The sequence below is a fragment of the Peribacillus sp. Bi96 genome, from assembly GCF_918698115.1.
GTDB lineage: Bacteria > Bacillota > Bacilli > Bacillales > DSM-1321 > Peribacillus.
Genome location: NZ_CAKKLV010000009.1, coordinates 21,035 through 34,383, shown reverse-complemented (window position 1 = coordinate 34,383; position 13,349 = coordinate 21,035). Strand labels below are relative to the sequence as shown.

15 protein-coding genes are annotated in these 13,349 nt (G+C 42.1%); 5 read left to right on the top strand and 10 right to left on the bottom strand.

Annotation, left to right across the window (positions count from 1 at the left end; translation table 11 throughout):
* Positions 1 to 27 precede the first annotated feature (27 nt).
* Genes LQ203_RS13100 through LQ203_RS13090 form a run of 3 tightly spaced genes read right to left on the bottom strand, consistent with a single transcriptional unit; the run spans position 28 to position 3,911 of the window.
* A complete protein-coding gene (locus tag LQ203_RS13100) occupies positions 28 to 1,329 on the bottom strand; it encodes a nucleotide sugar dehydrogenase (protein ID WP_230158777.1) in 1,302 nt (433 codons plus the stop codon).
* 41 nt (positions 1,330 to 1,370) lie between these two features.
* Positions 1,371 to 2,687, bottom strand: coding sequence for a glycosyltransferase (locus LQ203_RS13095; protein ID WP_230158776.1), 1,317 nt, complete (start codon positions 2,685 to 2,687; stop codon positions 1,371 to 1,373).
* 18 nt (positions 2,688 to 2,705) lie between these two features.
* Positions 2,706 to 3,911: a glycosyltransferase family 4 protein gene (locus tag LQ203_RS13090; protein WP_230158775.1), complete on the bottom strand. Its 1,206-nt coding sequence runs from the start codon at positions 3,909 to 3,911 to the stop codon at positions 2,706 to 2,708.
* A 196-nt stretch (positions 3,912 to 4,107) separates the two neighbouring features.
* On the opposite strand from LQ203_RS13090, the gene wecB reads away from it, so the two are divergent.
* Positions 4,108 to 5,244, top strand: a complete 1,137-nt coding sequence (gene wecB / locus LQ203_RS13085; protein ID WP_230158774.1) for a UDP-N-acetylglucosamine 2-epimerase (non-hydrolyzing) — start codon at positions 4,108 to 4,110, stop codon at positions 5,242 to 5,244.
* Between the two features lie 230 nt (positions 5,245 to 5,474).
* Here the strand turns inward: wecB and LQ203_RS13080 are convergent, their stop codons facing one another.
* Genes LQ203_RS13080 through LQ203_RS13070 form a run of 3 tightly spaced genes read right to left on the bottom strand, consistent with a single transcriptional unit; the run spans position 5,475 to position 7,341 of the window.
* On the bottom strand, positions 5,475 to 6,815 hold the full coding sequence (locus LQ203_RS13080; protein WP_230158773.1) for an MATE family efflux transporter: 1,341 nt from the start codon (positions 6,813 to 6,815) through the stop codon (positions 5,475 to 5,477).
* A 25-nt stretch (positions 6,816 to 6,840) separates the two neighbouring features.
* Positions 6,841 to 7,077 carry a hypothetical protein gene (locus LQ203_RS13075; RefSeq protein ID WP_230158772.1) on the bottom strand — a complete coding sequence of 79 codons (237 nt, stop codon included), beginning with the start codon at positions 7,075 to 7,077 and terminating at the stop codon, positions 6,841 to 6,843.
* A gap of 45 nt (positions 7,078 to 7,122) precedes the next feature.
* Positions 7,123 to 7,341 (bottom strand): TetR/AcrR family transcriptional regulator, encoded by a 219-nt coding sequence (locus LQ203_RS13070; RefSeq protein ID WP_230158771.1) that lies wholly within the window; start codon positions 7,339 to 7,341, stop codon positions 7,123 to 7,125.
* A gap of 239 nt (positions 7,342 to 7,580) precedes the next feature.
* Between LQ203_RS13070 and LQ203_RS13065 the strand changes: the two genes are divergently transcribed.
* Positions 7,581 to 7,988, top strand: a complete 408-nt coding sequence (locus tag LQ203_RS13065; protein ID WP_230158770.1) for a VOC family protein — start codon at positions 7,581 to 7,583, stop codon at positions 7,986 to 7,988.
* A gap of 111 nt (positions 7,989 to 8,099) precedes the next feature.
* Here LQ203_RS13065 and LQ203_RS13060 read toward each other — a convergent pair whose 3' ends face one another.
* The 4 genes from LQ203_RS13060 to LQ203_RS13045 form a co-directional block, all read right to left on the bottom strand.
* Positions 8,100 to 8,870 (bottom strand): TSUP family transporter, encoded by a 771-nt coding sequence (locus LQ203_RS13060; protein ID WP_230158769.1) that lies wholly within the window; start codon positions 8,868 to 8,870, stop codon positions 8,100 to 8,102.
* A 40-nt stretch (positions 8,871 to 8,910) separates the two neighbouring features.
* Positions 8,911 to 9,375 carry a DUF523 domain-containing protein gene (locus tag LQ203_RS13055; protein WP_230158768.1) on the bottom strand — a complete coding sequence of 155 codons (465 nt, stop codon included), beginning with the start codon at positions 9,373 to 9,375 and terminating at the stop codon, positions 8,911 to 8,913.
* Between the two features lie 161 nt (positions 9,376 to 9,536).
* Positions 9,537 to 9,779, bottom strand: a complete 243-nt coding sequence (locus LQ203_RS13050) for a DUF2584 domain-containing protein (protein ID WP_230158767.1) — start codon at positions 9,777 to 9,779, stop codon at positions 9,537 to 9,539.
* Between the two features lie 47 nt (positions 9,780 to 9,826).
* Complete coding sequence (locus tag LQ203_RS13045; RefSeq protein ID WP_230158766.1) at positions 9,827 to 10,657, bottom strand: prolyl oligopeptidase family serine peptidase; 831 nt, start codon at positions 10,655 to 10,657, stop codon at positions 9,827 to 9,829.
* 141 nt (positions 10,658 to 10,798) lie between these two features.
* Between LQ203_RS13045 and LQ203_RS13040 the strand changes: the two genes are divergently transcribed.
* The 3 genes from LQ203_RS13040 to LQ203_RS13030 are packed head-to-tail and all read left to right on the top strand — an operon-like array spanning position 10,799 to position 13,333.
* Positions 10,799 to 11,755: an ABC transporter substrate-binding protein gene (locus tag LQ203_RS13040; protein ID WP_230158958.1), complete on the top strand. Its 957-nt coding sequence runs from the start codon at positions 10,799 to 10,801 to the stop codon at positions 11,753 to 11,755.
* Between the two features lie 26 nt (positions 11,756 to 11,781).
* Positions 11,782 to 12,552: an ABC transporter ATP-binding protein gene (locus LQ203_RS13035; protein WP_230158765.1), complete on the top strand. Its 771-nt coding sequence runs from the start codon at positions 11,782 to 11,784 to the stop codon at positions 12,550 to 12,552.
* The gene (locus LQ203_RS13030) at positions 12,542 to 13,333 is read left to right on the top strand and encodes an ABC transporter permease (RefSeq protein ID WP_230158764.1); all 792 of its coding nucleotides are present in this window, start codon (positions 12,542 to 12,544) and stop codon (positions 13,331 to 13,333) included. Before LQ203_RS13035 ends, LQ203_RS13030 begins: the two co-directional genes overlap by 11 nt.
* The last annotated feature ends 16 nt before the right edge of the window (positions 13,334 to 13,349 follow it).

The window sequence follows — 13,349 nt, the reverse complement described above, 5'->3', positions numbered from 1 at the left end:
TCATTCCTACCCTATTACCATTTGGATTTAAATGATCGCTTTATTCCTAGCTTTTTTCATGGTGTTCGTTTTGTATTGATAGATATTGCCCAAGTTGGCAACCGGAATACCGATTTTAGTTGTATCAATGCAATTCCGTGTATCCAAAATCATTTTATTGGCCATAAGATTCGATAGCTTATCATAATCCATCATTTTAAATTCATCATGGTCAGTCAGGACAAGGATCAAGTCCGCATCGGTTACAGCGTCTTCCACGGAAACGACTGGCATCTTTCCAGATTGAACATGCGGGTCATGCAAGGCTACATCCACATTTTCCATCCCCATCAAGATATTGACGACATCAATGGCGGGACTTTCACGAATATCATCTACGTTTCCTTTATATGATAGACCGAAAACCGCTACCTTTGGATGGTGGATTCCCTCGAGCATCATCCTTACGCTATTGACAATGTAATAAGGCATCGATACGTTCGTATCACGGGCCAATTTAATGATTCTCGCATACTCTGGTGACTTTGCAACGATGAAATAGGGATCGACCGCTAAACAATGTCCGCCGACTCCTGGTCCCGGTTGGTGAAGATTTACACGTGGGTGCTTATTTGCCATCGATATGACATCTAAAACATTGATGTCCAGCTGGAAGCAGACCTTCGCCAGCTCATTTGCAAGGGCGATATTCACATCCCGGAAAGTATTTTCCATCAGCTTGGACATTTCCGCCGTTTTCGCATCGGTTTGAATGATCTCCCCTTGAACGAATGTTTTATAAACAAGGCTTCCTTTATAAGAACATGTTTCCGTGATTCCTCCGACGATACGATTATTATGAACTAACTCTTCAAGAATCCTTCCTGGTAATACACGTTCCGGGCAATGAACGAGGAAGATGTCTTTACCGATCGTGAATCCAGTCATTTCAATCATGGGTTTGATATGATCATCCATGCTTCTTGGCGCTATCGTCGATTCGATAATGATGATATTTCCCTTTTTGATAAAAGGAAGAATGGTGGATGTCGCTTCCAAGACATAAGTTAAATCACATGATTGATGCATGTCCTCTTTATTTGGAGTTGGGACCGCAATAATGAAAACATCTGCATTTTCCGGGCTTAAAGCAGCTCGGAACTTATTGGAATCAAGTACTTCCTGCAATACCTGCTCAAGTCCAGGTTCTTCGATATGGAGCTTACCACTATTCAAATTTGAAATAACTTCAGGCTGGATATCCACACCGACAACATCGACACCGTGTTTCGCAAACATTAAAGAAGTTGGAAGCCCTATATAACCAAGTCCCATTGTACAAAGTTTCATATTAACCACTCCTATCATATTTTTCTGCCACTCTCGTTTTGTTAGGCAGATTGATAAATATCGATAAAGATTTCTTTCTCTTGTTTCCAATTGTATTTTTGTCGTGCATTCAAGCAGTTACTGCTCATTTCCGCCCTTTTTTCAGGATGTTTCAATAGGTAATTGACACCTTCTGCAATTGACTTGGGATCATGCGAATCGACACAAACGCCAATCTGTTCCGTATCGACCACCTTTTGAATTTCTGGAAAGCTGCATGCTACGACAGGTACACCGCTCATCATGTATTCAAACAATTTATTGGAAGAAGCGGAGTAATGATTAAAGCAAACATTATTCAATACCTGAAAACCTAAATATGCATTTTTTGTATAATGGAGCAACTCATCAACAGGAACCTTCGACAAGAACTTCACCCGATGCTCCAAATTCATGTCACTTACTTTCTTCATCAAATCATCCTTAATTCTTCCATCTCCTATAAAAACGACCGTCCCAGCCTCGATCATCGGTACAGCATCAACCAATTGCTCTAACCCCCTGCCCATTTGAACACCGCCTTGGTATAACAATATCGGTTCATCCTGTGGCAAATCGAGCAGCTCATGCAAATTCACTGCCGTACTTTCCTCCGGATTGGTTGGAATCGGGTAGTTATGGACCACATTGGGATAAAGTCCATATAAGTCTTCGTTATACTTAGCTCTCGTATGGTTTTCGGCAATCATTTCATCGACAAAATATAATAGGGACTTCTCCATCATCCCGTAAATTCGGCTATTATATCCCGTTCTGCTCGTTTGTACTTCATGCGAATCATAAATCAGTTTTTTTCTTCGCAGCCATTTACTGCTGATCAGGCCCTGCATTAGCGTATTCAAGTCATTCGAATGATAAAAATCATATTTCTTTTTCCGGCCATGATAGATCATTTGACCAAAAATATAGCTTCTTGTTAATAAGGTCGGCAGCTTCGTTTTAGTCATGATCAGGGAGCCAATGGCAAGTAGTGCAAGTGAACCGAACAGGATTCCCGACCCTACCCAGCTAGTGATCAAGTTAAAGTCCATCAACGTGTTCCAAACCAATAAGGTCAATAGGACGATTTCAAACTTCTTTTTCTTCAATTTGCTTACGACCCTGAGAATCCTATTAAGTGCCTCCCAGCGGTTATTCACCCTAGTGACAGTAAAACCATTTCGATGTTTCTCCTTTTTGGGTAAATCCTTGATCTTCCAATTATGAATGGCAATTAAATCAACTTCATAACCCACTTCAGTAAGTGCAGTGCACTCTCTTAGAACCCTTGCATCGTTCGTAAAGTGATTCCATACAAACATACATACCTTCTTCGTCATGTTGTCCTCCACTTCTTTTCAGCCCGACGCTTCCATCACATTGATGAGACCTTTAATATTTTTAGACCATAGGAAATGTTGTTTCGCATACCGGTAACCATTTTCTCCTAGTTCTTCACGAAGGGTTGGATCAAGGGCCATCGTCAAAATATGCTGACTGATTTCATCAACACTTCTGCTATGCGCTACAACCCCGCATTCTGCTTCCGTGATTATTTGCTTGGCCCTTCCTGAAACATCAGCGACAATGGGCTTTCCGACACACATATAATCGATGATCTTTCCAGGCAGTACCTTATTGAATACATCTTTTTCAACCAAGCTTACATACGCAATATGGGAGGTGGATACTTCATGTAGAGTCACCCTTCTATTCATCGCATTAATGACCTTAATATTGGTCAAACCTTTAGAGCCGATTTCCTTCTCTACATCGGATATCCGGTATCCATATCCGATAATCGAAAACTCGATTCGCTTATGTTCACGTAGGTTTTCGGCTACGTCTATCAATTTTTTCAAATCTTGAGCAAGTCCAATATTTCCTGTATAAACGACTTTGATTATTTTTTCCGATACGGGCGAAAGCAAATTCTTCAAAGTCAGCTCGTCCGCTGTAAGCGAATTGGGAATGAATTGAATGTTATCTTCCTTGACTCCCTTTGCAACGATATAATCCCTGAAGCCAGGACTATTGATGATAATGTAATCTGAATGCTGATAGAGTTTCTTTTCCAGGAAGAAAGCGATTTTCAAAACCCATTTATTAGTGAATACTCCAACTCCTATCAACGATTCCGGCCATAGATCCCTGACATCTGTAATGAGTTTCGCCTTCATCTTTTTCTTGGCGATCAGCGCGGCCAATGTCGGGAAAATCGGCGGGGTCGTGGCAAATACATAATCATACTTTTTTTCGAGACGGATGATCGTATAAATGAAAAGCCACATCGCTTCAAAATAATGAAGCAAGCGCCTTCCCATATTGCTTGTATAGCGCTTCACTTTATCAGGTTTTATCCTGATGACGTCTTCTTCAATGCTTTCTTCATCCCAAAACTTTGTATCTTGATATAAACTTTGATTAGGATAACTCGGCTTCAATGTGATGACCGTTACCTCAAATCCGTTCTTTTTCAAATGGAGATATATATTTTTCATTCTATTTCCCGCACTTCCGATTTCCGGATAAAAGTTCTGTACGATCATCAGGACGCTTTTCATGTTCGCCTATCACCTCTATTCTTCGTATGCTGTGCTCCTGCTTTATATTGTAAATGCCCGATATTAATTAAAGGTTAAAGAAATATAAAGACCTTATTAACGTTGTAAATATTCTGTTAATTTTCGTTTCAATTTTATTTTTCCCATGAACTTCTCGTTATAATGGTGAGGACATATAGAAGGGGAGGCAATGAGCATGACTAAACAACGTTTAAAAGTCATGACCGTATTTGGGACAAGACCAGAGGCGATCAAAATGGCACCAGTCGTATTGGAACTGAAAAAGCATCAAGAAGAAATTGAAACGATCGTAGTGGTCACTGCCCAGCATAGGGAAATGCTCGATCAAGTCTTGCAACGCTTTCAAATAAAACCTGATCATGATTTGGATATGATGAAGGACAGACAAACATTAGAAGAAATTACAACTCGAGGCATTGAAAAGTTGAGTGCACTAATGAAAACGATCAAACCGGATATCGTCCTCGTTCATGGAGATACAACGACGACTTTCATCGCAAGTTTGGCTGCTTTCTATAATAAGATACAGATTGGTCACGTTGAAGCTGGTCTCCGTACTTGGAATAAGCATTCACCGTTCCCTGAAGAGATGAATCGACAGTTGACTGGAGTCCTGGCTGACTTGCACTTTGCCCCGACAAAGCAGGCGTCTGAAAATCTCCTCTCGGAAAATAAAAACAATGATTTCATCCATATTACTGGCAATACTGTCATCGATGCTTTGAAAACAACGATACAGGAAGACTACATGCATCCAATCCTCAATGGGTTGAATGGTGATAGGATGCTATTGATGACCGTACATCGTCGTGAAAATATCGGAAAACCAATGGAAGGAATATTCCGTTCCGTGAAACGCCTTCTGGACGAGCACGGGGATATCCAAGTTGTTTTTCCTATTCATAAAAATCCAGTCGTTCGCGAAATCGCTTATGAGATTTTCCAAAATACGGATCGTCTGCATTTAATCGAACCCCTAGAGGTGATTGATTTCCATAATTTCGCGGCTCGATCCCATCTAATCTTGACAGATTCCGGAGGAGTACAGGAAGAAGCCCCGTCACTCGGTGTTCCCGTTCTAGTGTTGCGCGATACGACCGAACGCCCTGAAGGAATCGAGGCCGGCACTCTTTTATTGGCAGGGATTGAGGAGGAACGCATTTACCAATTGACCAATAATTTGCTTACGAATGAAGATGCTTATAGAAAAATGGCGACAGCCTCCAACCCATACGGAGATGGATTTGCATCAAAACGGATCGTCGAAATCCTCTTAAAGCATTGTGAAATGAAATCTCCTCTTTCTTTATGAGAAAGGGAGGGTTTTTCAAGAAAATGAAAAAAGTCTGCTACTCCTTGTAAAGGACAGGTAAAAAAAACTAGCCTGTTTTATGATGATGACCTCTGTATTGAACAGGGGTCATCCTTTTTTTATTTCATGACCATATATACATACCCCTATAATGATCAACCCTTGAGACCGTTCAATAAAGGATTTCCTTGCAAAAAAAAGACCACCAAAATTGGTGGTCTTCATCTTATTTAATTGATTTGGGCTTTCCTTTTCATATAAAGAAGAACGGTTAAGAATATGACCGCCTCTGATAATGGAATGGCCAGCCATGCTGCATTCGTCCCGAATATTAGCGGCAATGTCAGCAAGAATATAAGCATGAAAATGAATTCGCGTCCAATCGTGATCCAAGCAGCCATCTTCACTTTCCCTATGGATTGGAAATAGGTCATCATGACGAAGTTGACACCCATTAGGAGATAGCCGCTAAAAAAGATCCTAATCCCAATTGTTGCAAGTCCTTTTACATCACTTGAAAAATCACCGAATAAATTCACGATGATAGGTGCCGCTACCTGTCCCAGGAGGGTAATGGATATGCCTGCACCTATTGCAGTGAAAATGGCAATGCGAACCGTTTCGCGCTTCCTCTTTTCATCTTTTGCACCATGATAATAGCTTACGAGAGGCTGGATCGCCGACCCTATGCCGAGAAACATCAACAGCATGACACTATGGGCATAGTTCACAATCGAAAATGCAGCTAAACCGTCTGTGCCTGCAAGGCGGGAGAACGCATTATTATGAGCGATAGTAAAGACGGATACACCTATTTCCGCTAAGAAACTCGGAAAGCCGATCATCATCGTCATCATGAAAAGGGATTTTTCAAAACGGAACTTGACGAGACGAAGCGTGTTCTTCTTCGTGAAAAAGTGCATGCTGAGAATCAGTATTCCTAACGCAGCTGCAATAATCGTTCCATAAGCAGTCTCTCGCACCCCTAATTCAAGAACGTAAAGGATTATGAAGTTCAAAACGAAATTGGAAAGTGCTGTAACGATTAGTGAAGCCATGGCCAGATTCGGATTCCCATTGTTCCTAACGAAAATGCTTAAGGTGTTTTCCAGTGTGAATACAAACCCCAGCATCAAGAATACATTCATATAGTCCGTTGCAAAGGGAGCCGTTGCCTCATTGGCTCCTAGTGCATATACAAGCTGATGGTGAAATGCATAGGCTATCAGACCAATGATTACCGTGAATATCGTGATGAGAATGATGGAATGGGTGAAAATAAAGCGCGCACGATCATAATCCTTCGCCCCCATGCTTTGTGAATAAAGCGTCGCGCCGCCTACTCCGATCCAAATCGACATCGCTACAAAGATTGTATATATGGGACCTGCAATATTAACTCCTGCAAGGGCAACGGAACCAAGTTTATTGCCGACCATCACACCATCGACAACAAAGTTCAAAGCCATCAATACCATTCCAATCATTGAAGGGATCAGATACCGCAGAAAGACCCTCCCCGTCGATTCCATCTCCAGTAGATTTTGTTGTTGTTTTTCTCTTAATGACATATATACCATCTCCTGCTATTCGACCTTACCTTGAAATCCCTCTCCAAAAAATGGTCCATGACGACGCAGGTTTTTCTGCAACCCGCTCAGGATTATCGCCATAAACCAGTTCAACCATAATGGCCACGATGACGCCGGAATAAGCCAATGTCAGGGTTCTCGCATCCCCTGAAATTACCCCCCTCTGATATCCATGTTTCGAAGAACTTTTCAAGGTTTCCTGTTGAACCAGAAGGTCATCCGTCTCTTTTTTGAATTTCATTGTATAAGTGTGTTGGTGGAAAGAATCCCATGTGAAGCCAGAACTTTAAACTCTCGACCTCTTGAACATCTTGATCATTTCTTCCAAAAATCCGTATAACGGCTTTTCCGGATCACTTCTTTGCATGATAGTGAAATACTCTACGTAAGCCGAAAGCTTCATTTCCTTTGCGTCTTTATGGACAGATAAAAACAGATCATCTTTCCCTTTAAAGTGAGAATAAATCGCTTCTTCCGCAATTTTGGGAAAGTGATATCCCCTCATAACCATGAATCGTTAAATATTAAAGTGCTGCTTTTTTCATTTCATCGCTTTTCATAATAATGTTCACCTTTCATTGCCGAATATTCTTTTTCTATTTACGATATGCTCATCATAAACTAACGAACGTTCGTTAGGCAAGTTTTTTATAGAAAAAACACTCGAATGTTATTCCCAATGAATAAAGGAGGATAATATCCGCATGGCGAAATGATAGTGATGACAAAAAAAGGAGGATTCATATGAAGCAACAGGCTACCCCTTATTTAATATTTGATAGACAAGCAAAGGACGCATTATCTTTCTATAAAGAGGTATTTCAAGCAGAGGTTTCCGACCTACAAACATACGGAGAAGCTGATTTCCCGACTCCTGAAGAGGCCAATGACCTTATTCTGCATGCCAAAATCCAAAAAAACGAATTGTTGATCATGGTATCTGATACGTTTCCGGGAAATCCCCTTGAATTCGGGAATAATGTTTCACTGGTTCTCGAGTGTGAAAGCGAAGCGGAAATCCAGCAACTATACGATGTCATGTGTGAAAAGGGATCATCGTTGATGGAACTGCAAGATACCTTTTGGGGAGCTAAGTATGCCAAGGTTAAGGATCAATTTGGTGTTCAATGGGACTTGAATTTCACAAAATGAATTCAAAAATGGCCGCAAATACGATTTGTATTTCGGCCATCTTTTATACGGATTTTCTGAGGCATCGCCGAGAACAATCATGCACCTTCAATAGTCGATGAACCCCTTCCTTCAAAGTACATGAAAATAATTCAAGACATTCTTGCCAATCAATAAAACAGTGACGCAAATGAATAATATACGTACATAGGAAGAACCTTTCTTAATGGCGAAGTTCGTTCCGACCAATGCCCCCAATACCATTGCAAGACCCATCGGAATTCCATAGGCAAAATTGACGGTCCCCATGGATAAGAAAATGATAAGTGCGGCTATATTGCTGCCAAAGTTCAAAATCCTTGCATTCCCAGCGGCTTGGACAAAGTCAAACCCGATAATCAAAAAGGAAAATAATAAAAAAGAACCTGTGCCTGGTCCAAGAAAACCATCATAAAAACCTATGGAAAATATTATGACAATCAGCAGAAGCATTTTCTTCCTCTTCAGTCCCTTATACTTTGCCTCTTTCCCCCAATCCTTTTTTACCATCGTATAGATCGCGACAATGACCAATAGAATCAAAATGAGAGGCTTCAGTATCTCTGCGGAAACAAAATGTACAACATAGGCTCCCAATGCCGCTCCAATCACGGTAATCGGAAACAGCTTAATGACGAAATTGAAATTAACTTTTCCAGCCCGAATGAATGAAATCGTACTGGTTAAAGACCCCATCGTACCCGCCAGCTTATTAGTCGCTAAAGCAGCTGAAGGTGAAATCCCCGTGAACAATAAAGCTGGTATGGCTATTAACCCGCCCCCGCCCACAACGGAATCGATAAACGCAGCAATAAAACCGGCTAGTATTAAAAATAGCAAAGTATAGAGATTGATATCCTCCATGTATTCCCCTTCTTTCAAAAGCACACTTAAAATGCATTACTCATCTTTCATCTAGATAATTCAATAACCTTTCCTCTGAAGTTACCGTGAACCCATGCCGTGTAAGTAAAGCCGCAGTCACGCCATTCCCAGCTCTCTTCTCCCCATTGAATTCACCGTTATAGATCATCGCACTTCCACAGGATGGACTATTTTCTTTTAAAATGACAAGCGTCGCGTCAACTTCCTGGGCTTTCCGTAATGTAAGATGGGCTCCTCTTATGTACAATTCCGTAACATCCCGTCCCGACTTTTCGATTACCCTCGCTTTTCCATCAAGGACATCCACACCGTCACCGCCAATAATCTCCGCTGGCTCCCGAGGTGTCGAAAAACCTCCAAGCAACTCAGGACATACAGATATTGCCTTTCTCTCTTCCAACAATTCCAGAATTCTATCATCCAAGCTGTTTGTACCGTCGTATCTCACCTCAAGTCCCGCTAAACAAGAACTCACCAAAATCATCAAATCACCCCAAACATCCTTGTACACAATTTTACCATTAGTTGATTATCATTTATTTAGAGAAATGAATTTCAGCTAAAATTTCGTGAGGTCGAATTCCATAAACCAAATAAAAAAAAGCGCTTGCAGCGGCTATTCCCGGCAAGCGCTCGCTTATCTATTTAGTTAGTTGAGTTCAATGATAGTAATTGGTACGTAATGATGGTTTTTTCGCTCGTCCATTCGACTTTTTGGATAACGGCAGTTCCGCTTGAGTCAGATTGAATCGTTTTACGGACATCGATTGGAATATCGATAGGATATAACCGGTAACCCTCCTTTGTCAGTCTAAAGATATTTTCTTGTTCACGAGTTTCGTTTCCTTTTGTAACGATCATGGTGTTGAGTTCCATAGGCATGCCCATGTGTATCTCCTCCTCTTGCCAATATACTTATAATATACTTCATTCTATCATTTTTCGGTTTTATTTTTCATCCAAGATGTTAAATCTTCAACTACTTTTCTGTTGACGGCTGGTGGGAAGTAATGTGTGAATTGGGGAAAATACCAGCTTTCCACCTCTTTGCCATGCATTTTCAACCTTTTCTCCAACCGGTATGCGTGTTCAATCGCAACATTATCATCTTTTTCACCATGAATGATCAGAACCGGTACATTTAAATCTTCAATTGCAAACAATGGCGTACGGTATTCATATTGATCAGGGCATTTTTTAGGTGTGCCGCCGATTACCCGTTTCATCATCCGACGCATATCGACCCGTTCGACATATGTTAAAAACATATCTGATACACCTCCCCAAGTTACAATCGACGCTGCATTCTTACAGTATATCCCCGTCCAAAGCGCCATGATGCCGCCACGGGAAAATCCAAGGATATGAATGTGCTCCTTGTTCACTCGAGGGTGCTGTTCAAGAAGATTGAACCCTGATATCGCATCGAACCGATCTTCGCCTCCAAAGTCCTCATCTCCCTCTCCGCCTTGATTCCCACGATAAAAAGGGGCAAAAACGATGAATCCCTCAACAGCATACTGCACAATCCTTGCGGGCCTCACCTTTCCGACATTTTTTATCCCGCCGCGTAAATATAAGAAGGCATCATGAACTTCACCATCGACCGGTTCAGCCAGTAACCCCTTTACCTTCAAGCCTTGTGATATGTATGTAACTGAATAAAGATGGATTTGTGGATGCGGTGATGGAAACCGCCGTTTTGAAATAATCGTTCCGTTCTCCAATTTCCACTCTCCTTTCTCCTTAATCTTATTGTAAAACATCCGCTTGTTTTTATCCCCTGATAGGCATTCACATTTTTCACTTCCGTTCATACGATAATGTAGGCAAAATACCTATATATCAAGGAGGAAGGAATTTTGAAAAAATGGTGTAAAGCAGGTGTCGTATTCTTACTTCTGTGCATGCTGGTTATCCCGCTCGGAGCATGCGGCAACAAGAACAAGGAAACAACGAAGGTCAGGGTGGCCGAAGTAACCCGCTCCCTTTTCTATACACCGCAATATGTAGCGATTGAAAAGGGATTTTTTAAAGAGGAGGGCCTAACCATTGATTTGAAAACGACGGCAGGCGGCGACAAGACGATGACCACACTCCTTTCCGATGGAGCGGATATTGCTCTTGTTGGCTCTGAAACATCAATCTATGTTCAAGCTCAAGGTCCGAACGATCCTGTCATCAACTTCGCTCAATTAACACAGACGGATGGAACGTTTCTTGTTTCACGTGAAAAAATTGACAACTTCAATTGGGATATGCTGAAAAACTCTACATTCCTAGGCCAACGAAAAGGCGGTATGCCGCAGATGGCCGGCGAGTTCGTATTGAAAAAACATAACATAGACCCGCATAATGATTTGAACCTCATACAGAATATTGATTTTGCGAATGTCGCAACTGCCTTCGCTTCCGGGACCGGGGATTTTGTTCAATTGTTCGAACCAACGGCCAGTGTATTTGAAAAAGAAGGAAAAGGCTATATCGTCGCTTCTTTCGGCACCGAGTCCGGGCATCTTCCCTATACAGTGTATATGGCTAAAGAAAGCTATTTGAAAGAGGACAAAGAGACCGTCGAGAAATTCACAAAAGCATTGAAAAAAGCACAGGATTGGGTTCAGGAAAATGACGCTGCCGAAATTGCCGAAGTCATTCAGCCGTATTTTGAGGATACCAATATTGATACGATGGAAACAGTTATCAACCGTTACAAAGAACAAGGATCCTTTGCCACCGACCCTATTCTTGATGAAGAAGAATGGAACAACCTGCAAAACATCATGGATGAAGCCGGCGAGCTTCCTTCACGAATAAGCCATGATGAACTGGTCAATACGGAATTTGCTGAAAAAGTTGCAAAATAGCTTAGCTAAGGTAAGGAGGATGTCAGATGAGCTTTTTAAAAATCCAAGACATTCACCATACTTATTTTTCAAATCAGACGGCAGCGACCGCACTCGCGGACATTTCCCTCGACATTGAAAAAGGTGAATTCGTCTCTTTTCTAGGTCCGAGCGGCTGCGGAAAGACCACTCTGCTTTCCATCATCGCCGGGTTATTTCCGCCCACTTCTGGAAAGATCCTGCTAGAAGACAAACCGCTGAATGCTGATAGTGATCTTTCAATCGGCTATATGCTGCAGCAGGATTATCTATTTCCATGGAAGACGATAGAAGAAAATGTTTTATTAGGATTGAAACTGATTAATAAGGATGAAGGTCTTGAGAGAATAAAAACGCTGAAACTTTTAAGTGATGTTGGATTGGGAGGCACCGGAAAATTATATCCGCGCGAACTCTCAGGAGGAATGAGGCAAAGGGCTGCATTGGCACGGACACTAGCGGTCGACCCCAAAATCCTTTTGCTTGATGAACCCTTCTCGGCTCTTGATTACCAAACGAAGCTGAAGTTGGAAGACCTTGTTTTTGAAACCCTGAAATCCTTCGGAAAGACAGCCGTGCTCGTCACCCATGATATCGGTGAAGCCATTGCAATGAGCGACCGCATTCATTTGTTTTCCGCGAACCCCGGAAGCTTGCACAAGACATTCGAGGTGCCCGATGAACTGCGCGAGCTGACGCCTTTCCATGCACGCAACCATCCACAGTATCAGATACTATTCCAAACGATCTGGAAGGAGCTTGAGAGCCTTGAATATTGAACAACTTCATAACCAATATAAAACCTCTTTAAAAAAGGAAAACAGGCTCATCCGTTTTTATCAGATCCTGATTTTCATTGTTTTTTTCAGCAGTTGGGAGCTTTTTTCACGGATGAAATGGATCGACCCGCTCATCTTCAGCTCCCCATCTAAAGTGTGGCATCTTTTCATACAGAAATTGGGCGATGGAACACTGCTTTCGCATTCGGGCGTGACGCTATTCGAGACCGTTTTAGGCTTTATCATCGGGACACTTCTTGGAACAGTCCTCGCATCCCTGCTATGGTGGTCACCAAGATTATCAAGGACACTTGACCCATATCTCGTCATTTTAAATGCCATGCCGAAAGTAGCACTCGGGCCCATCATCATCGTAGCATTCGGCCCTGGCTTTCCATCCATCATATCGATGGGGGCGATCATCTCCATCATCATCACCACCATCGTCGTCTACACCGCATTCCGAGAAGTTGATCCGAACTACCTGAAGGTGTTGCAGACATTCGGTGCCACAAGGGCTCAGTCCTTCCGGGAAGCCATATTACCAGCCTGCTTCCCAACCATCATCTCGACATTGAAAGTGAATGTCGGCCTGTCCTGGGTCGGCGTAATCGTCGGAGAATTCCTTGTCTCGGCAAAAGGACTAGGCTACCTAATCATTTATGGCTTTCAAGTCTTCAACTTCACCCTCGTCATGCTTGCCTTGATGATCATCGCCGTCTTTGCTACCATCATGTATCAACTTGTAGAACTGCTCGAGCGAAAACTAATCAAAGACTAACCTAACTGCCGATAAC